Source organism: Parvibaculum lavamentivorans DS-1 (genome assembly GCF_000017565.1).
Classification (GTDB): Bacteria; Pseudomonadota; Alphaproteobacteria; order Parvibaculales; family Parvibaculaceae; genus Parvibaculum; species Parvibaculum lavamentivorans.
In genome coordinates, this window is sequence record NC_009719.1 from 3,581,237 (window position 1) to 3,600,698 (window position 19,462).

General features: G+C 61.9%; 22 protein-coding genes. 7 read left to right on the forward strand and 15 right to left on the reverse strand.

Translation table 11 applies throughout. The annotated features are described in order from the left end of the window. The first annotated feature begins 37 nt into the window (after positions 1-37). The 4 genes from pdxA (at position 38) to PLAV_RS17000 (ending at position 4,007) form a co-directional block, all read left to right on the forward strand. The gene (gene pdxA / locus PLAV_RS16985; protein ID WP_012112277.1) at positions 38-1,060 is read left to right on the forward strand and encodes a 4-hydroxythreonine-4-phosphate dehydrogenase PdxA; all 1,023 of its coding nucleotides are present in this window, start codon (positions 38-40) and stop codon (positions 1,058-1,060) included. After that, a complete protein-coding gene (gene rsmA / locus PLAV_RS16990; RefSeq protein ID WP_012112278.1) occupies positions 1,057-1,902 on the forward strand; it encodes a 16S rRNA (adenine(1518)-N(6)/adenine(1519)-N(6))-dimethyltransferase RsmA in 846 nt (281 codons plus the stop codon). The genes pdxA and rsmA overlap by 4 nt, the downstream gene beginning before the upstream one ends. 97 nt (positions 1,903-1,999) lie before the next feature. Continuing rightward, entirely contained in the window at positions 2,000-2,845 is an 846-nt protein-coding gene (locus PLAV_RS16995; RefSeq protein ID WP_049767823.1) for a glycosyltransferase family 2 protein, read from the forward strand. A gap of 112 nt (positions 2,846-2,957) precedes the next feature. After that, complete coding sequence (locus PLAV_RS17000) at positions 2,958-4,007, forward strand: alcohol dehydrogenase (protein ID WP_012112280.1); 1,050 nt, start codon at positions 2,958-2,960, stop codon at positions 4,005-4,007. An 80-nt stretch (positions 4,008-4,087) separates the two neighbouring features. Here the strand turns inward: PLAV_RS17000 and PLAV_RS17005 are convergent, their stop codons facing one another. The 15 genes from PLAV_RS17005 to fabD all read right to left on the reverse strand — a co-directional run bounded on the left by PLAV_RS17005 (position 4,088) and on the right by fabD (position 17,763). Next, positions 4,088-4,852 carry a cephalosporin hydroxylase family protein gene (locus PLAV_RS17005; RefSeq protein ID WP_012112281.1) on the reverse strand — a complete coding sequence of 255 codons (765 nt, stop codon included), beginning with the start codon at positions 4,850-4,852 and terminating at the stop codon, positions 4,088-4,090. 9 nt (positions 4,853-4,861) lie between these two features. Beyond that, positions 4,862-5,959 carry a class I SAM-dependent methyltransferase gene (locus tag PLAV_RS17010; protein ID WP_168713215.1) on the reverse strand — a complete coding sequence of 366 codons (1,098 nt, stop codon included), beginning with the start codon at positions 5,957-5,959 and terminating at the stop codon, positions 4,862-4,864. 79 nt (positions 5,960-6,038) lie between these two features. Next, on the reverse strand, positions 6,039-6,947 hold the full coding sequence (locus PLAV_RS17015; protein WP_012112283.1) for an NAD-dependent epimerase/dehydratase family protein: 909 nt from the start codon (positions 6,945-6,947) through the stop codon (positions 6,039-6,041). A 90-nt stretch (positions 6,948-7,037) separates the two neighbouring features. Further along, positions 7,038-7,901: a glycosyltransferase family 2 protein gene (locus tag PLAV_RS19130; RefSeq protein WP_012112284.1), complete on the reverse strand. Its 864-nt coding sequence runs from the start codon at positions 7,899-7,901 to the stop codon at positions 7,038-7,040. A gap of 10 nt (positions 7,902-7,911) precedes the next feature. Beyond that, complete coding sequence (locus PLAV_RS17025; protein WP_041536095.1) at positions 7,912-9,147, reverse strand: class I SAM-dependent methyltransferase; 1,236 nt, start codon at positions 9,145-9,147, stop codon at positions 7,912-7,914. Next, entirely contained in the window at positions 9,144-9,698 is a 555-nt protein-coding gene (locus PLAV_RS17030) for a dTDP-4-dehydrorhamnose 3,5-epimerase family protein (RefSeq protein WP_012112286.1), read from the reverse strand. The genes PLAV_RS17025 and PLAV_RS17030 overlap by 4 nt, the downstream gene beginning before the upstream one ends. Further along, a complete protein-coding gene (gene rfbG, locus PLAV_RS17035; RefSeq protein WP_012112287.1) occupies positions 9,695-10,783 on the reverse strand; it encodes a CDP-glucose 4,6-dehydratase in 1,089 nt (362 codons plus the stop codon). The genes PLAV_RS17030 and rfbG overlap by 4 nt, the downstream gene beginning before the upstream one ends. Next, on the reverse strand, positions 10,784-11,563 hold the full coding sequence (rfbF, locus tag PLAV_RS17040) for a glucose-1-phosphate cytidylyltransferase (protein ID WP_012112288.1): 780 nt from the start codon (positions 11,561-11,563) through the stop codon (positions 10,784-10,786). A gap of 12 nt (positions 11,564-11,575) precedes the next feature. After that, positions 11,576-12,214 carry a guanylate kinase gene (gene gmk / locus PLAV_RS17045; protein ID WP_012112289.1) on the reverse strand — a complete coding sequence of 213 codons (639 nt, stop codon included), beginning with the start codon at positions 12,212-12,214 and terminating at the stop codon, positions 11,576-11,578. A 6-nt stretch (positions 12,215-12,220) separates the two neighbouring features. Further along, positions 12,221-13,108, reverse strand: coding sequence for a YicC/YloC family endoribonuclease (locus PLAV_RS17050; RefSeq protein WP_012112290.1), 888 nt, complete (start codon positions 13,106-13,108; stop codon positions 12,221-12,223). A 59-nt stretch (positions 13,109-13,167) separates the two neighbouring features. Further along, entirely contained in the window at positions 13,168-14,154 is a 987-nt protein-coding gene (gene mltG / locus PLAV_RS17055; protein WP_245545167.1) for an endolytic transglycosylase MltG, read from the reverse strand. A 59-nt stretch (positions 14,155-14,213) separates the two neighbouring features. Next, complete coding sequence (gene fabF, locus PLAV_RS17060) at positions 14,214-15,470, reverse strand: beta-ketoacyl-ACP synthase II (RefSeq protein ID WP_012112292.1); 1,257 nt, start codon at positions 15,468-15,470, stop codon at positions 14,214-14,216. 101 nt (positions 15,471-15,571) lie between these two features. Next, positions 15,572-15,811, reverse strand: coding sequence for an acyl carrier protein (locus tag PLAV_RS17065; RefSeq protein WP_012112293.1), 240 nt, complete (start codon positions 15,809-15,811; stop codon positions 15,572-15,574). Between the two features lie 257 nt (positions 15,812-16,068). After that, positions 16,069-16,806 (reverse strand): 3-oxoacyl-[acyl-carrier-protein] reductase, encoded by a 738-nt coding sequence (gene fabG, locus PLAV_RS17070; protein WP_012112294.1) that lies wholly within the window; start codon positions 16,804-16,806, stop codon positions 16,069-16,071. Positions 16,807-16,821: 15 nt separating this feature from the next. Then, positions 16,822-17,763 carry an ACP S-malonyltransferase gene (gene fabD / locus PLAV_RS17075; RefSeq protein WP_012112295.1) on the reverse strand — a complete coding sequence of 314 codons (942 nt, stop codon included), beginning with the start codon at positions 17,761-17,763 and terminating at the stop codon, positions 16,822-16,824. Positions 17,764-18,101: 338 nt separating this feature from the next. Here fabD and rpsF point away from each other — a divergent pair, with 338 nt between their 5' ends. From rpsF to rplI, 3 genes are read left to right on the forward strand one after another with little or no spacing between them, the layout of a single operon-like run. Beyond that, on the forward strand, positions 18,102-18,569 hold the full coding sequence (gene rpsF, locus PLAV_RS17080) for a 30S ribosomal protein S6 (protein ID WP_012112296.1): 468 nt from the start codon (positions 18,102-18,104) through the stop codon (positions 18,567-18,569). Beyond that, the gene (gene rpsR / locus PLAV_RS17085) at positions 18,569-18,814 is read left to right on the forward strand and encodes a 30S ribosomal protein S18 (protein ID WP_012112297.1); all 246 of its coding nucleotides are present in this window, start codon (positions 18,569-18,571) and stop codon (positions 18,812-18,814) included. Before rpsF ends, rpsR begins: the two co-directional genes overlap by 1 nt. Positions 18,815-18,836: 22 nt before the next feature. Continuing rightward, positions 18,837-19,442: a 50S ribosomal protein L9 gene (gene rplI, locus PLAV_RS17090; RefSeq protein WP_012112298.1), complete on the forward strand. Its 606-nt coding sequence runs from the start codon at positions 18,837-18,839 to the stop codon at positions 19,440-19,442. Positions 19,443-19,462: the final 20 nt, after the last annotated feature.

A 19,462-nucleotide genomic window follows, 5' to 3' on the forward strand; every position in this document is an offset into this window, starting at 1 on the left:
GGAACAGTTGCCTCAGGCGGCGCAGGACAGTGGTGCCATGACCCGAGACAAGGCCGCCCTGCCTCCACTCGCGCTCAGCATGGGCGAACCGGCGGGCATAGGGCCGGAAATCACATTGAAAGCGTGGGCCGCCCGCGCGGAGAAATCCTTGCCGATTTTCTTCGTTGCCGGCGACCCGGCGCTTTATCGCACCGCTTCGGAAAGGCTCGGTGCGGGGGCCGCTATCCGGGAAATTTCAGATCCTTCGGAGGCGGCGGAGGTTTTTCCGGGCGCCCTGCCCGTCCTGCCGGTTCCGCTGCATGAGGCGGCCACTCCCGGACAATTGTCGGGGGCGAACGCTGCGGCCGTTCTCGCATCGATCGATACGGCTTGCGACGCGGTGACGGCGGGCAAGGCATCGGGCCTTGTGACGAACCCGATCCACAAGCGGGTGCTCTACGATGCAGGTTTCCACGTTCCCGGGCATACGGAATATCTGGCGGAGCGGACCGGCGGCGCCAAGCCGGTGATGATGCTCTCCTGCCCCGGGCTTCGCGTGGTGCCGGTGACGGTTCATCTTTCGCTGAAGGATGCGGTTGCCGTGCTCACGACTTCGGAAATCGTCGAGCATGGCCTCATCCTCAGCCGGTCGCTCACTGCCGATTTCGGCATTTCCAAACCGCGCATCGCCATCGCCGCGCTCAACCCGCATGCGGGCGAGGAAGGCCATCTGGGGCGAGAGGAAATCGACATCATCGCACCGGCTGCGAAGTTGCTTGCCGAGGCGCTGCCCGGGGCGGAGATAAGCGGCCCCTTGCCCGCCGATACGCTTTTCCATGCTGCGGCGAGAGCGCGCCATGACGCCGTTCTTTGCATGTATCACGATCAGGCGCTGATACCGCTCAAGACCATCGATTTCGCGCGCGGCGTCAACATCACTCTCGGACTGCCGATCGTTCGCACATCGCCCGACCACGGGACGGCGCTCGACATCGCCGGGCGCGGCGTTGCCGATCCCGAAAGCCTGATCGAAGCTATCCTTGTGGCCGACGAGATAACGCGACACCGGGCGGGAGCATGAGCGGCGCCTCTCCGCCCCTGCCGCCTCTGAGAGAGGTGATCGCGCGATATGGGCTGGCGCCGCAGAAATCCCTTGGTCAGAATTTTCTTCTCGATCTCAACCTGACCGGGCGCATTGCGCGGGCGGCCGGTGTTCTCGATGGTTACGACGTTGTGGAAGTTGGCCCCGGCCCCGGAGGACTGACGCGCGCGCTGCTCGACAATGGCGCCCGGCGCGTCATCGCAATCGAACGCGACCGGCGCTGCATAGCGGCGCTGGAGGAAATTTCCGCCGCCTATCCCGGGCGGCTCGTCATCGTCGAGGGCGATGCTCTCGAAGTGGACATGAAGTCCCTCGTTACCTCTCCCGCCAGAATTGTCGCCAATCTTCCCTACAATGTCGGCACGCCGCTGCTGGTCGGCTGGTTGCAGACGGAGCCATGGCCGGCCTGGTTCGACAGCCTGACGCTCATGTTTCAGCGGGAGGTGGCCGAACGGATTGTGGCGCAGCCCGGCGGGAAGGCCTATGGCCGGCTGGCTGTGCTGGCGCAGTGGCGGGCAAAAGCGCAGATTCTTTTCGATGTCGACCGCCGCGCCTTCACGCCGCCGCCCTCTGTCACCTCATCTGTTGTGGAATTGATTCCACGCGCAGTACCGCTGGCGGAAGCGAATCCGCGTGTACTCGAGGCGGTTGTCGCCGCGGCATTCGGGCAGCGTCGCAAAATGCTACGGTCAAGTCTGCGGACACTGACTCCGCATTCTCTTCCCCTGCTTGAAAAAGCCGGTATCGATCCGACGCAGAGGGCAGAAGAACTTTCGGTCGAGCAATTCTGCGCATTGGCGCGAGCTTTCGCGGAGAAATGAGGTTGTATACACGGGCGGAGCGCCGCAAACTGGATGTATAGTGACAGGCATTCCATAATGCGGATGCATTTCTATACTGAGACTCTGGAAAGTTTTATTGAAATTCGTTCGCAAAAACGTGTCAGTCGTTCTGGTGACATTCAACAGTGCCGATGTCATCGCGCGAGCCCTGACATCTATTCCGCAAGGCCCGGAAGTCATCGTCGTCGACAATGCGAGCACCGATGATTCCCTGCGCATCGCGGAGAAAAATGGCGCGCGCTGCATAAGAAGCGAAGTGAATCTCGGTTATGGCGCAGCGTGCAATCTAGGCGCTGCGGAATCGCGCGGTGACTATATTCTGTTCCTCAATCCCGACGCCATTCTCCTGAACGATGCGTTGGACAAATTGCTTTCCACGGTGGACGACAATCCGGGCGCCTGCGCCGCAGGTCCAAAATTCGTGGACGGAGCGGGAGGCGGCACATGGCGGTTCCAATCGATACTTCATCCACTGAAAAAAGGGATTGTTTATCCTCCCGCCGAACCGGAGGGCAATTGCTGCCTTCCTCTTCTCACCGGCGCGGCAATTCTCTGCCGCCGCGATGCTTTTGAAACAGCCGGCGGCTTCGACGAGAATATTTTTCTCTATTACGAAGACGACGATATCTGCAGAAGGCTGACATCAGCGGGCCATTCGCTCATCTATGTTCCCGAAGCCGAGGTCTATCATGAGTTCGGGCGGTCGAGCGGCGGCGCGCGGCACATCATCCGCTTCAAGCATGAGAAGAAGCTGCTGTCGAGGGCTTATGTCATGCAAAAATACGGTCTTCCCTTTGACTTCCATGCGGAGAAACGGAAAGCCCTGCAGCGACTGGTCTTCGCGACCGTAAAATTCGACCACAACAGGCGCGCGGCAGCCCTTGGCAATCTGGACGCACTAAGGAAATTGTCGCGGCCCTGATCAACGTATATCCTTAAGTTCAAATCTGCCGGACGAAGCCCCTCGCCGTTGTCGAGAACTTCGAGCCTGAATCGTCCTTCTCAGGGCGCCAATATCCCGCAAGGAAAACAAAATGAAATCCGAAGCAATCGTCGAGTATGGCCAGCCGCTCCAGATTCTGGAGGGAGAAACACCGCAGCCGAAAGGCACGGAGGTGTTGCTCAAAGTAACCCATTGCGGGGTTTGCCATTCGGATGTGCATATCCATGACGGCTATTTCGACATGGGCGGCGGCAACCAGCTGGACGTTCGTGCCGGGCGCAAATTGCCATTCACGCTGGGCCATGAGATCGAAGGCGAAGTGGTGGCGACGGGCCCCGACGCCAAGGAAGTCGAGATCGGCGCCCACCGGGTTGCCTATCCGTGGATCGGCTGCGGCGAATGCCCGACCTGCAATCGCGGCGACGAGCATCTCTGCAACAAGCCGCGCAATCTCGGCATTCAGGTTGCGGGCGGCTACGCCACGCATGTGCTGGTGCCGCATCCGCGCTACCTGCTCGACTATGAGGGCGTCGCGGACGGCCTGGCGGCGACCTATATGTGCTCCGGCCTCACAGCTTACGGCGCCATGAAGAAGCTCGGCGATATCAGCCCCGAAGAACGCGTGATGGTGGTCGGCCTCGGCGGCGTCGGCATGATGGGCCTGCAATTCGCAAAGGCGATGTTTCCCGCCGCGCCGCTTGGCGCCGATGTGGACGACAACAAGCTTCAGTCGGCCAAGGGCGCGGGCGCGCATGAGGTCTACAATCCGAAAGACCCCGAAGCGATCAAGAAGGTGCTGGCGGACAGCAATGGCGGCGTGCCGGCGGCGGTCGATTTCGTCGGCTCGGAAGCTTCGCTCAAATTCGCCACCAGCATTGTGCGCAAGGGCGGCCAGGTGATTGTCGTCGGGCTTTTCGGCGGCGGCTTCTCGATGCCGATTCCGCTGTTCCCGATGCGCGCGCTTTCAATCGGCGGTTCCTATGTCGGATCGCTCACCGAGACGAAAGAGATGATGGAGCTGGTGAAGGCCGGCAAGATCGATCCCATTCCGGTCAGCGAGCGGCGCCTCGGCGAAGGGTCGAAGTCGCTCGACGATTTGCGGAAAGGCAGCGTGATGGGGCGCGTCGTCCTGAAGCCGTAATCAAAACCGAGGCGCCCGGCGCCGGAAATATCCAGCAGTGAAAATGCAGGCCCCTGCCAGAGGCCTGCATTTTTATTGGCTCACGCTTTTCCCGCGCGCCGGACCCAGGCATCCGGCCAATGCGTGATGTTGTCCGAGAGTGTGGATTCATTGAACGGCCATGCCGGCGTCTCCAGCACAAAGCCCGGATTTGCGGCCACGAAATCGCGCGCGGCAGCGGCCGGATTATCCTTGTCCCAGCCCGGCTGGCCACGCGGAACATCCGGCAGGTCCTGCATCACGCCGTCGGTCGCGATAATCCACGAGCCTTCCGAAACCATGGGCGCATAGGCGGCCAGTTCGTCCGTCACATGCTTGTAGCTATGATCGGAATCGAGGACGACCACGACCTTGTCGCCGGGTTTGATATGGCTGCGAACTTGCTCAACGATTTCCGGCGCAGTGGAGGAGCCTTCGATGAGCGTGATGAGATGCGCGAAGGGATGCGCTTCTATCCGCTGCCGGTTTTTCGGCCGGATTTCAATATCCACCGCAACGACGCGGCCATGACCGAGCAGGTGACACAGGCTGGCGGAGAAAATAGCCGAACCGCCATGCGCGACGCCCGTCTCGATAATCACGTCGGGTTTGAGCTCGAAGATCGCTTCCTGGAAGCGGATCATATCTTCCGGCAACTGAATAATCGGAACGCCGAGCCATGAAAAGCTGTAGGAATATTTTTGATTCCACCCGACCTTGACCCAGAGATCCGACAGAACACGAAAAGCGGCGTCGCTGTACAGATCGAGTTTTTCGTTGTCTCCCACTTCGATGGTGCGGGATTCCGTATCGATACTTATCTTCATAAGGCTTTCCTACTCGATGGGCAGCAAGCGTCCGGAGATACCCGCCTCGCGCGCGGTCTCGGCAACTTCCCGAATATAGTTCGGATTCATAACGAAAATCGTGCCCGGATTCCTTTTGGCGGATTCTTCCGGGGAGAGGACGCTCAAACCTGAACCCGGCAGGTAAAATCCCTGCTTGGCCGGATTGATGTCGACCACATGGTCGATCAGGTCGTGGTCAGGATCAATGAGGACGGAGAAGCTGACGCCCTTGGCGCCCGCACCCCAGAGAGCAACCACCCCCTCCTTGCGCGCGGCACGCAATTCCGATTGCCAGTGCTCTATGAAATCGCGACGGACGCCCTCTAACGAGTCGAACTCCGCCGGACGCTCCAGCGACGGTTCATTGTCCTCTCCGCCGCAGAAGGCTTCCGCCCAGAGATACTGCCCGCCAAAAACATGCGTGACGCGCGGCGCTTTGAAGCCGGCCTTGCGGAGAGCGGCAGCGAGGGATTCCGCCGTGAACAAGGAGCAATGCTCGTAGAAGAAATCCTGCATGGCCCGGTTTTCGAGTATCCAGGAAACGCACGGCGTCTCGACCCATATGCGCGCCGTCGAATCCGGGCCGAGCGCGCTTCTGATCGTTGTCAGAAAACCAACGGGATCCGGCACATGTTCGATGGTGTGACGCGTCACAACGGCATTGGGCGGATAAGGCAACAGTGCGGCGGTTGCCGGTTCAAAATATTTCCGGTACAGGCGGCTTCCCGATGCACCCTCACCATCGGCACCACGCCAGGCGGGATCGAAGCCGGTGGCGGAGCGCACGCGGCCGCCCGCCACATCTTGAATACAGGCGATGAAACGCCCCTGCCCGCACCCGACTTCCAGATAGTCGACAGGTTCTCCGGCAGGTATGGCGGCGATTACATCCTCCGCGCGCGCCTGCATGTGATCCCGGAAGGCCGCCGAGTAGGCCTGATCGTTCTCGTATTCCTCGTCATAGATGACGAGGGAGGCATCAAAGGCCCGGTTCCAGGTGAAGCCGCACTGGCGGCAGGCCGCGAAATCGAGAACGCCACGGGCAGCGGCGCGCCCAGCCTCCGGCGAGGCATAGACCTTGTTCATGAGCAACGGCATATCCTGCGGCCGCCCCAAAGCGGTCACGGAATTTCCTCCGCATACTGGACATTGCTCGCTCATCCGATCACGCGCCCCTCACGGCCCCGCGCCAAAAGGACAACGCTTCCCGGAGCCCCTGCTCGATCGTGCGTGCACTCTTGAATCCAAGTTCGTCTTTCAGCCTTCCTGTCGCGGCAACAATGCGGGCCGCTTCGTTTGTACGTTCGGGCAGAGAGCCAAGGCGAATGAGGTCCGGCCGTCCGGCCATCTCCCCCATCATGGTCGCAATTTCAGCAACGCTTGTTCCCTCGCCCGTGGCTATGTTGATTGGCCCTGCCACGCCGGACAAGGCCAAAACCGCGAGCGCGTGACCGCAATCGCGTACATCCATGAAATCGCGCACGCTCAAGCCGCGAGAGCACAAGGCCGGTTCCTCCGACAGGAGAGAGCGGGCTATCGACGAGACAAGCCGGCCCGGCGACTCATCCGGTCCATAGAGGAAAAACAGCCTCGCCCAGGAGAAGCCTATGCCCGCATCCTCGAAGAAGGCGGCAAGAAGCCTTCGAGTTGCATCCTTGGAGGTGTCATAGAGAGTGTGGCCCGCGAGAGGGGTCGAAAATTCGTCGCAAAGTCCCTCCTCCGGCCAATCATATTCGAAGCAGGTGCCGACCCCGACGAAGCGGCCGACGCCGGACCGCCGCGCCGCTTCCGCCAGCTCAAGTGTCGCCGCCGTCCATGCGAGGTTGGCGGGGTCGTTCCAGAATTTTCCATGTTCGACGCACCAGGCGAGATGAAGGACCCGATCAGGGCGCACTTCTTCCATCACCCTTCCGGCCTCGCCCGCCACCAGAAGGTCGCCTTCATGCCAGGCGTAGTCCCCCGGCACGGGCGGCCGGCGGCGCGATACGGCATGAACTTCGGCGCCCATCCGAACGAGCGCCGCGAGCGCGTGACGGCCAACGAAACCGGACGCTCCGGTCAACAATATTCGCATCTTTTACGCTCGCCGCCCGTCGATCGCCGACCCAAACTTGGGGATTTTTAGCAGAATTGCCGGTTTCCTCCCAATTTTATCTCGCCCGCTTCACGCCTTCCCGCCAACGCCCAACGTCTCGCGAATCTGACGGCGAACCGTTTTCCAGAAGCGGTACACACGGATATTCGCATATCGCATGACGTATACTGACAGAAGTATGCGCTCCGAAAATGTGAGGTCGAGCATGCGCATTTCGGCGAAACATGCGGCGCGGAAGGATCGCCGCATCTCCCACATCTTCGCGGCGGGCTCGCTGGCGGAATATCTCCGGGCGACGTCCCGGCCGGCGTAAAGCCGGGTTTCATTTGTCCCGGCGACCCCTTCAGCGAGGATGACCGGGAACATTGCGAGATGATCCCACGCCCATATGTAGGGATAGTTCTTCTGCGTGCGCGCCAGTATTTCCACAAGGGTTTTGCGGTGCCAGAGGCCGTAGATGCTGTTCGAGCTGAGGTGCATCAGAACGTGTCCGATGCGGCGAATGCGCGAGCCCTTCTCCGGCCTGGAGAAGCTCCTTGTTTCGAGGACTTCGCCATTGTGGCGAACCAGGAGGCATTCGCTCGCCGCCAGCCGGACCTTCGCGTCCCTGTCGAAGAGCTCTTTCAGTTTTTCAATATAGTCCGCATCCGACCAATCATCGTCGGCGCGCCACATGAAGAGTTCCGATGATGCTTCCCCAAGCAGAGAGAAGAAATTCGGCACCGGGCCGATATTGCTATCCCTTCTGATGAGACGGAAGCGCGGGTCCCGGTCGACGAAGCCTTGAGCAATGTCCGCGCTGTCATCCGTGGACGCATTGTCGGCGACGATTACCTCGATGTCTCGGTAGGTTTGGGTGCGCAGGCACTCCAGGCTTTTCGCAAGCGTGGCGGCGCCGTTATAGACAGGCACACCGATTGTAACCGTCGCCATGCGCCGCTCCCTATCGTCCCGGCTGGACGGTCAATTCGGGAACGGCCGTTACGAACACGGCGCCCCATTCCCGCGCATAGGCGAGCTGCGCCATTACCTCTTCGCGGATGTTCCAGGGCAGGATGACGATGACGTCCGGGCGGTCCTGTTTTATCCGGGCTTCGCCGACGATCGGGATGCGGCTGCCGGGCATGAACTTGCCTTGCTTCGCGGCGGCGCGGTCCACGACATAGGGGATGAGATCGGGGCGGATGCCGGCGAAGTTCATGAGGGTGTTTCCCTTCGCCGCCGCACCATAGGCGCCGACCTTCAATCCCTTTCGCTTTGCGTCGATCAGGAATTCGAGGAAATCGTCCTTCATTTTTCCGGCGCGGGCCTGGAAGCCTTCATAGAAGCTCTCGCTCGCGACGCCGCATTCTTCTTCGCGGGCAAGCATGGCAGCGAGGCGCGGCGAGGCCTCATGCCGGCCGCTATCGGCGCGCTGCGCATAGACGCGCAGGCTGCCGCCATGTGTCGGCAGTTCCTCCACGTCGAAGCACCGAAGGCCATTGGCGGCAAAGATGCGGTTTACCGCCGTCAAGGAGAGGTAGGAATAGTGCTCGTGGTAGATCGTGTCGAACTGGTTTTCCTGAACGAGCTTCAGCAGATGCGGGAATTCGAAAGTGGATACGCCCGAGGGCTTCAGCAGCGCGGCGAAGCCCGATACGAAATCATTTATGTCCGGCACATGCGCAAGGACGTTGTTTGCCGCCGTGAGATCCGCCTGCCTGCCGGCTGCGGCAAGTTCCGTTGCGAGCTGAACGCCGAAAAAGCGTTCGTCGATCTCGATCCCTTTTTCCCGCGCCGCCGCGGCGGTGCTCGCCGTCGGCTCGACGCCGTAACAGGGGATGCCGCGCTCCTTCACATATTGAAGCAGGTAGCCATCATTGGCGGCCACTTCCACGACCATGCTGTCTGCGCCGAGGCCGAAACGGTCAACCATCGCGCCGACATAGGCCTTTGAATGAGCAAGCCAGCTTGTCGAGGTCGAGCTGAAATAGGCGTATTCAGCGGAGAACAACTCTTCGCGGCCCGCATGGTCTTCGGTCTGGACCAGCCAGCAAGTGGTGCAGACGAGCACGCGGAGCGGATACCAGGTCTCGGGACCATTGAGCGTTTCGGCGGTCAGATAGGCGTTTGACGGCGGAGCGGAGCCGAGGTCGATCAGCGACAAGGCCAGCGGCGCTCCACAATGACGGCACTTCACTTTGCTTCTCTTTCTTCGACCAATGAAAAATTCCGGTCACGTTCCGAACGCTCGGCGATCTCCAGCGGCCATGCAATGGCAATTGCCGGATCGTCCGCCCTTACCCCGTCCTCAGCTTGCGGCGCGTAGGGCGCGGAGTGGACATAGAACATTTCGACATCGGATGTCAGCGTCTGAAAGCCATGGGCAAATCCCGGCGGAATGAGAAGGCTTGCGGCATTCTTTCCCGACAGAATTTCTCCGTGCCATCCGAGATAGGTGGGAGAGTTTTTTCTGAGGTCCACCGCCACGTCCAGCACTTCGCCCCTGAGGCAGGTGACGAGCTTAGCCTCTTCGTGCGGCGGATGTTGAAAATGCATACCGCGCACCGTGCCCTTGTTGACGGTCAGTGTGCGGTTGATCTGGGCAATGGGCCACACCCAACCAGCGGACGCCAACTCATCCGCGCAAAACAGACGCTCCAGCCAGCCCCTGTCATCGCCCATCCGGCGGCGATGCAGCAGCTTCAGCCCCGCAAGCGGCGTGTCGACGATTTCGAAGCGGCCGGTCATGATTGCCCCACCCTGGCAGAGAGCGCCTCGTAAGCGGCAATCTGATCAAGCGTGACCGCGCGCATGTCGCTATCCATGTTGAAGGCGCGGTACCAGTCCGCCAGCCACTGGACGCAGGGCGCGCCGGCGAGCTGGTCCCGCCAGCCAAGGAGGGAGCGGGCGCGGCGGCTGTCGATTTCCAGCGTCGCCATCTCATGGGGACCACGGTCAGCTGCCGGCTGCCACATGGCGCCGCTGCCAAGCGCGGCCTGAACCGCGCCTGCGAGTTCGGCGACGGTGAGCACGGGCGCATCGTGCGGGGGACCGAAATTGAGGGCGGCGGGTGCATCCGGCAGATCGGCCAGCCCGCGCACAAAGGTGAAATAGCCGCAGAGGCAATCCAGCACATGCTGCCATGGGCGGGCGGCCTCCGGATTGCGCAGGAGGAGCGGCTCGTTCTTGCGAAGCGCCCGCCAGATATCCGGCACCAGACGGTCTTCGGAAAAATCGCCGCCGCCGATCACGTTGCCGCCGCGCGCCGTTGCCAGCCGGACGCCGCGCGCGGCGAAGAAGGAGCGCGCATAAGACGCGGCGACGAGCTCCGTTGCCGCCTTCGACGCGGCATAGGGATCGTGACCTCCGAGAGGATCATCCTCGCAAAAGGAAATGCCCTGCTCGGCATTTTCGTAGACCTTGTCGGTCGTCACGACGAGCACAGTTTGAAGGGCGTTCACGGTGCGAAGCGTCTGCAGAAGATTGACGGTGCCCATCACGTTCACGGCGAAGGTTTCCACGGGATCGGCATAGGAACGGCGGACGAGAGGCTGAGCCGCCATGTGGATCACGATCTGCGGATCGGCATCGGCCACGACGCGGCGCACGGCCTCCACATCCCGCAGGTCGCCGATATGCGAGTGCACCGCCTCCCCTACCCGCGCCAGAGCGAAGAGATTGGGCTCGGCATCGGGCTCAAGCGCAAATCCCGTCACATCCGCACCAAGACGCGAGAGCCAAAGCGCCGCCCACGAGCCCTTGAAGCCCGTATGTCCGGTCAACAGGACGCGCTTGCCGCGCCAGAAATCCTTGTCGAGCCCGTCAATGCGCACCTAATCCCTCCAGACCTTCCATGGCGCGTTTCCGCCGGCCCACAGTTCTTCCAGATGATTTTTTTCACGCAGCGTGTCCATCGGCTGCCAGAAGCCGGCATGGCGAAAGCTCATGAGCTGCCGGTCTCGCGCGAGCCCCATCAGCGGCTCGCTCTCAAAGGGGGTTGCGTCGCCTTCGATCCGGTCGAGAACCGACGGTTCGAGCGCGAAGAAGCCGCCATTGATCCAGGCATTGTCGCCCGGGGGCTTTTCAATGAAACGCTGCACGACATCGCCTTCCAGCTCGAGCGCGCCGTAGCGGCCGGGCGGGATCACGCTGGTCAGCGTTGCTTCCTTTCCGTGCTTCTTGTGGAAAGCGAGGAGAGCGTCAATGTCGACATTCGCGACGCCGTCGCCATAGGTCATGAAGAAGGTTTCGCCGGGATCGAGATAGTCGCGCACCCGCTTCAAACGCCCGCCGGTCAATGTGTCCGCGCCTGTATCCACCAGCGTGACGCGCCACGGCTCCCGCGCCTTTTGATGGAAGACGATGTCGCCGTTTGCCGCATCAATCGTCACATCGGACGAGTGCAGGACATAGTTGGCGAAATATTCCTTGATCATATATCCGCGATAGCCGACGCAGATGACGAAATCGGTATGCCCGAAATGGGTGTAGATTTTCATGATGTGCCACAGGATCGGGCGGCCGCCGATTTCGATCATGGGCTTCGGGCGGAGCTGGCTTTCCTCCGAAATGCGGGTGCCGAGGCCACCCGCCAATATCACAACTTTCGTCATCCGCCCTTCCCCCTACAGTGCTTCGCGAAGCTGCTTCACGAAGTTGGACAAGCCGGTCAACCGGCGCCGGCGAAGCCGCTCGGCGCGGAGGATCGCCTGCAATTCGGCGAAGGCCCTGTCCACATCATCATTGATGATGATGTATTCATATTCCTGGTAGTGGCTTATTTCATCGGACGCCTTGGCCATCCGGGCGGCGACGATGTCCGCGGGGTCCTGTGCGCGGCGCTCAAGCCGCTTTTCCAGCTCCTGCGCGGAGGGCGGGAGGATGAAGACTTTCACCAGATCCTCAGGTGCGCTTTCATCCAGTTGCTGCGTTCCCTGCCAGTCGATGTCGAACAGGACGTCGCGGCCGCGCGCAAGTGCATCCTCTACCGGCTTTTTCGGCGTACCGTAGTAGTTGCCGAAGACTTTCGCGCTTTCCAGGAATTCGCCCCTGTTGCGCATAATGCCGAAATCTTCCGTATCGAGAAAGAAATAGTCCTTTCCTTCGACTTCGCCCGGACGCGGCTTGCGGGTCGTCGCGGAGACGGACATTTCGATTTCAGGGTCGCTGTCGAGGAGGCGGCGCGAAAGCGTCGTTTTTCCGGCGCCGGAGGGCGACGACAGAACCAGCATCAGGCCACGGCGATGAATGGCGATTTCCGTCATCCCCGATCACTCCACGTTTTGAATCTGTTCACGAAGCTGGTCGATCACCGTTTTCAGATCGAGGCCTATGCGCGTCAGGCTCACATCGGAAGCCTTGGAACAGAGGGTGTTCGCCTCGCGATTGAACTCCTGTGTGAGGAAATCGAGGCGGCGGCCCACAGCTTCACTTCCGTCGATGAGTTCACGCGCCTGGGAGACGTGCGCCATCAGGCGGTCCAGCTCCTCGCGGATATCCGCCTTGGTGGCCAGCAGCGCCACTTCCTGAGAAAGACGTTCTTCGGAGACGGATGAAGCGCCGAGCAGATCATTCACCTGGGCCGCGAGACGAGCGCGGATGGCTTCCGGCGCTGCCGCGGGACAAGCCGCCGCTTCGCGCGTCAGCCGTTCGATTTCATCTACCTGGGCACGCAGAATTGCCTCAAGCTTTGCGCCCTCCTGCGCACGTGCGGCGGCAAGCGCTGCCGCCGCCGCCTTGAAGGACTCGATCAGCGCCGCCTCGAATGCCTGTTTCGCCTCGTCGCTTTCCTCGACAGTCTCCGCGCTTTCCAGCACACCTTTGAGGGCGAGAATGCCTTCCGGTCGGGGCGGCATCACCTCCATCGTCTGCTGAAGATCGGCGATGGCATCGAGCACCACCCGCAGCGCCTCCTTGTTGACGCGGAGCGGGACCGCATCTGACGCACGGTCGATCGTCAGCGTGATCTGGCAGTTGCCGCGCTTCAAATGCCGCGCGAGCTCGGTACGGAGCGGCGCTTCCAGCGCGTCCATACCAGCGGGCAGACGGAGCCGCGCATCAAGGCCCTTGCCGTTCACGCTGCGCATTTCCCAATGCCAGCGCGCAGGCCCGGCCGCGCCCTCGACGCGGGCAAAGCCTGTCATGCTGTTAAGCGACATTGAGCCTCCATAGAATCGTTCCCCGGGTTTTGCCCGACTATAGCGCGGTTCGGCACGGCCTACTGCGCCTTCTGGCGCTCGATCTGCCGCCATTCACGGACCCGCTCCAAATGTTCGGCCAGCGTACGGGAGAAGGCGTGGCCGCCGGTGCCATCGGCAACAAAATAGAACTCATCGGTATCGGGGGGATTGAGCACCGCTTCGAGCGAGGCCTTGCCGGGATTGCAGATGGGCGTCGGCGGCAGGCCGTCCACGAGATAGGTGTTATAGGGGGTCAGCCGGTCGAGCTCGCTACGGCGGATCGGACGGCCCAGAGCGCCTTTGCCTCCGACCAGACCGTAGATGATCGTGGGGTCGGACTGGAGGCGCATGGGCTTGCGCAGGCGATTGGTGAAGACGGCCGCGACGCGGGGACGCTCGGAAGCGACGCCTGTTTCCTTCTCCACGATGGATGCGAGAATGACCGCTTCTTCCTTCGTTTTGACCGGCAGATTTTCGGCGCGGGCTTCCCACAAGCGCTCCAGCAGGTCGCTCGCCGCTTTCTGCATCTCGGCAACGATTTCCGCCCGCGTGGCGCCGCGCGTGAAGCTGTAGGTCTCGGGCAGTATTTTGCCTTCCGCGGGGACGGGCGGCATCTCGCCGAGCAGCACAGGATTGGCGGCGACGAGCAGCATTGCCTGCTCGCTGGTCAAGCCTTCGGGGATGGTGATGCGGTGAAGTATCGAGCGGCCTTCGCGCAGAATGCCCATGATCGCGGCCATGCTGGCGTGGGCGGGTATGCGGTATTCGCCGGCCTTGAGGTCTCCCTCCGCGCGGTGGAAGCGGACACCGGCGAGGAAGATCATGGGGTCGGAAATAACGCCTTCCCGGTCCAGCAGCGACGCGATGGCGCGGACGCCTGTACCGGGCGCAAGCAGGACGACGACGGCTTCCTCATGCGGCCCGTGCGCCTCGAACCGGTATTTCCCGTACAGAAAAATACTTGCAGCCAGAAGGGCAGCGAGGAGCGGCAGGACGAGCGCGGAAAGCAGAAGATAGCGGCCCAACCGCGACTTCTTCGGCGCAGAGGCTTGCTCAGACGCGTCCGGCGTATCGTCCCCGTTCGTCAACCATCAACCTTTTTCAGCACCAGCGACGCGTTGGTACCCCCGAAGCCGAAGGAATTGCTCAAGGCGTAGTTCACTTTCTTGTCGCGCGCCTTGTTGGGCACGAGGTCGATCCTTGTGTCCACCGAGGGATTGTCGAGGTTGATCGTCGGCGGCAGCTTGCTGTCGCGCATGGCGAGCAGGCAGAAAATCGCCTCCACGGCGCCGGCCGCGCCAAGCAGGTGGCCGACCGACGATTTGGTCGACGACATCGAAACCGTTTCAACGGCATTGCCCAGAAGGCGCGTGACGGCCCCGAGCTCGATCGTGTCCGCCATGGTCGAGGTACCGTGGGCGTTGATGTAGTCGAGATCGGAAGGCGAAATGCCGGCACGCTTGAGCGCGGCCTGCATCGAGCGGAAACCGCCGTCACCATCTTCCGGCGGCGCCGTCACGTGATAGGCATCGCCCGAGAGGCCATAGCCGACGACTTCACCGTAAATCTTCGCGCCACGGGCCTTGGCGTGCTCGTATTCCTCGAGGACGACGACGCCGGCGCCTTCACCCATGACGAAGCCGTCGCGATCGCTGTCATAGGGACGCGAGGCGCGCTCCGGCGTGTCGTTGAAGCCGGTGGAGAGGGCGCGGCAGGCCGCGAAGCCCGCGATGCCGATGCGGCAAATCGCGGATTCGGCGCCGCCGGCGACCATCACATCCGCGTCATCGAGCATGATCAGACGCGCCGCATCGCCAATGGCATGAGCGCCGGTCGAGCAGGCCGTGACGACGGAATGGTTCGGCCCCTTGAGGCCGTGCTTTATGGAGACGTAACCGGAGGCGAGGTTGATGAGACGGCCGGTGATGAAGAAGGGGCTGACGCGGCGCGGACCCTTGTCGCGCAGGGTGTAGGCTTCTTCGGCAATGCCTTCGAGACCGCCGATGCCCGAGCCGATCATGGTGCCGGTGCGGCACTTTTCTTCTTCGGTTTCCGGCTTCCAGCCCGCATCGCTCAGAGCCTGAGTAGCGGCGGACATGGCGTAGACGATGAAGTCGTCGACACGCTTCGATTCCTTCGGCTCCATCCAGTCGTCGGGATTGAAAGCGCCTTCGCCCTCGCGTGGAACCGGCATGGCGATCTTGCAGGGGAGATCGGAGACGTCGAACTTCTCGATCTTGCGGGCTCCGGATTCACCCTTGAGCATCCGGTTCCAAGTGGTTTCGACGCCGCAGCCCAGCGGCGACACCATACCCACACCCGTGACGACAACTCGCCTCATATCGACAACACTCCACCTTGAAGTCCGGAGGCCGGAACGAACCTAAGAAGGCAGGGGCCGGGCGCACCATAGCACCCAGCCCCCGTTATTCGATCAGCAGATCAGGACTTGGCGTTCGCTTTGACGAACTCAATGGCGTCCTTGACGGTAAGGATTTTCTCGGCGGCATCGTCGGGAATTTCCACGCCGAATTCTTCTTCGAACGCCATCACCAGCTCGACGTTGTCGAGACTGTCCGCGCCCAGATCATCGATGAAGCTCGCGTTCTCGGTGACCTTATCCGCGTCGACACCCAGGTGCTCGACCACGATCTTCTTCAAGCGTTCAGCGATATCACTCATTTTAAGTCCTCAGATCTTATGGTTTTAACCGACCTCGCACATCCCGCTGCTCGCTTCAGGCATCGAGGACTGGATGTGATCGAATTCGGAGGAAAGGATGCCCCTCTTCTGGCCCATTTCAAGGCCGGACCGCAAGCCAAATCGAGGGTTTAGGTAACACACTTTTCGGCGCTGTGCCAGAGAACGCGGAGGCGCCGAATATCCTACTATACTCCTGAAACTGCTTATATTTCCGCAGCTTGGCAAGACCTTCATAGCTAGATCATTGCCATGCCGCCATTGACGTGAAGGGTCTGACCCGTGACATAGGCGGCTTCCTCGCTTGCGAGAAAGACTGCCGCCGCGGCGATTTCGGCACCCTCGCCGAGGCGCGCAGCGGGAATCGTGGACATAATGCGTCCCTGCTGTTCCTCGTTCAATGCATCGGTCATGGCACTGCGGATGAAGCCCGGCGCGATGCAGTTCGCCGTTATGTTACGGCTCGCCACTTCCTGTGCCAAAGACTTCGTCATGCCGATCATGCCGGCCTTGGATGCCGCATAGTTCCCCTGCCCCGGATTGCCCGTGATACCGACAACGGAGGTGATGCCGATGATGCGGCCCCAGCGGCGCTTCATCATGCCGCGCAGGACGCCGCGCGAGAGACGGAAAGCGGCGGTGAGGTTGACGCGGATGACTTCATCCCACTCTTCATCCTTCATCCGCATGAAAAGATTGTCGCGCGTCAGGCCGGCATTGTTGATGAGGATATCCAGCGTGCCCATGGCCTCTTCGGCCTGCTTCGGCAGCGCGTCGACGGCGGCTCCGTCGGAAAGATTGCATGGCAATACATGCACGCGATCCCCGAGTTCGGATGCCAGGGCATCCAGCGCCTCCCTGCGTGTTCCCGACAAGGCGACCGTCGCGCCCTGCGCATGAAAAACACGTGCGATATCGGAACCGATGCCGCCCGATGCGCCCGTGACCAGCGCGTTCCTGCCTGTAAGATCGAACATAGGGGTTCCTTTTGATCAGAGCGTTTTGAGAAACGCCTCGACATCGGCCGGCGTGCCGACGGAAACGAGGTCGGCTTCCTTGACGATGCGCTTCACCATGCCGGAAAGCGCCTTGCCCGCGCCCACCTCGACGAAATTCACGACGCCCTGCGCTTCCATATAAAGAACGCTTTCGCGCCAGCGGACCATGCCCGTGACCTGCTGCACCAGCAAATCCCGGATGGTGGCCGGATCGGCGACGCGGGAAGCGGTGACATTCGCGACGAGCGGGACGGAGGGCGCCTTGATGTCGACCGCGGCGAGCGCCTCGGCCATCTCGTCGGCCGCCGGCTGCATCAGGGAGCAATGAAAGGGGGCGCTGACGGGCAGCAGCATGCTGCGCTTCGCGCCTTTGGTCTTGGCAATTTCGATGGCCCGTTCGACCGCCGCCTTGGCGCCGGAGACGACAACCTGGCCGCCGCCATTATCGTTGGCTGCGGCGCAAACCTCGCCCTGAGCCGCCTCTGCCGCAACCTCTGCCGCCTGCTCGAACTCGAGGCCGAGCAGCGCCGCCATGGCGCCCTCGCCCACCGGCACGGCGCGCTGCATGGCAAGGCCGCGCCGCTTCAGGAGGCGGGCCGTATCAGCCAGTGTGAAGGCGCCCGCGGCCGCCAGGGCCGAATATTCGCCCAGGGAGTGGCCTGCGACGAAAGCTGCCTTGCCGGCAAGGCTGAAGCCGCCTTCCCGCTCCAGCGTGCGGATAACGGCGAGGCTGACGGCCATGATCGCCGGTTGGGCGTTTTCCGTCAGGGTCAGCTCTTCCTGCGGCCCTTCCCACATCAGCTTCGAGAGGTTTTCGCCAAGTGCGTCGTTTACCTCGTCGAAGACCTCGCGCGCGGGGGCAAAGGCTTCCGCCAGTTCACGGCCCATGCCGACCGCCTGCGACCCCTGTCCCGGAAAGGTGAAAGCTCTCGACATCCCTGCTCCCTGACTCGCGCCGGCGCCGCCAAAACTGGCGGATTCCCGGTCTTCTGTGCCCCCGGCCCGTGCCGGCTGATGAGCGCCAAGTGATACCCCGTGCCCGCCTCAAGTCAAGCCGACCCGACAAGGACATAAGCCTTGCTTCGCCGGGCCTTTTCCGTATATTGCGCGGCTTCTGAAGGCTTCGGCTGGAGGCTGAACGGAATACCGCTTCGCGAGAGGCGGCAGGGGTCGAACCCCGGGTTCCGGTGTCTCCGCTTCTTTGGTGGTCCTTTCGAGCCTATGGGCTCAAAGGGGGCTTTGCGCCGGGGCCGGTTAAAAAAGGAAAAGGCTCAATGGCTCTTTACGAGCATATATTCATTGCGCGGCAGGACGTGTCGCAGCAACAGGTCGAGGCTCTCACCGAGCAGTTCTCGAACATCATCAAGGAACAGGGCGGCCAGGTCGGCAAGACCGAATATTGGGGTCTTCGCAACCTTGCATTCAAGGTGAAGAAGAACCGCAAGGGCCACTACACGCTGGTGAACATCGACGCGCCGCATGCGGCCGTGGCCGAGATGGAACGCCAGATGGGCATCAGCGAAGACGTACTGCGCTTCATCACGGTCCGTGTCGAAGAACACGAAACCGAACCCTCCGCGATGATGCAGAGCCGCGGCGATCGTGGCGACCGCGGTGACCGCCGTGGCGGCGACCGCTTCGGCGATCGCGACCGTGGCGATCGTGGCGACCGCGGCAGCAGCCGCTTCGGCGACCGCGAGCGCCCGCGCCGCGATGACAATTCGGATGGAGGTCAGGAATAATGAGCACTTCAGCACAGCCCGCGCGCCGGCCCTTCTTCCGCCGCCGCAAGACCTGCCCGTTCTCCGGCGCCAACGCCCCGAAGATCGACTACAAGGATGTGAAGCTGCTTCAGCGCTACATTTCCGAACGCGGCAAGATCGTTCCTTCGCGCATCACGGCCGTTTCGGCCAAGAAGCAGCGCGAGCTTGCACGCGCCATCAAGCGGGCGCGCTTCCTCGCGCTCATCCCCTACGTGATCAGCTAGGCCCGGTAAAGGAGACACCACGATGCAAGTCGTACTTCTGGAACGGGTGGAAAAGCTCGGTCAAATGGGCGATGTCGTCAAAGTAAAGGACGGCTTCGCGCGCAACTTCCTGCTGCCCCGTAAAAAGGCGCTGCGGGCAACGAAGGCGAATATCGAACGCTTCGAAGGACAGCGGGCGCAGCTTGAAGCCCGCAACCTGGAGCTGAAGAAGGAAGCCGAACAGGTTCACACCAAGGTTCACGGCCAGTCCTTCATCATTCTGCGCCAGGCCGGCGAAACCGGCATCCTGTACGGTTCGGTGAGCACGCGCGACATCGCCACGGCGATGACGGATGGCGGCTTCACAGCGGCCCGCAACCAGGTGGTTCTCGACAAGCCGATCAAGACGATCGGGCTTCACGATGTGCGCATCGTGCTGCACCCGGAAGTCTCGGCCACGATCGCCATCAACGTGGCGCGCACGCAGGAAGAGGCCGAACGCCAGGCCGCGGGCGAAGACCTGACACAGCGCCGGGACGATGAGGAAGAAGAGGCCGTCGAGGCGGCGGAATTCTTCGAGTCCGAAGAACTGGCTCCGGGCGACGAGGAAGAAGAGGCCGCCGGCGAAGAAGAAGACGCCAAGGAATAAGCCTTTTCATCCGCGAACGA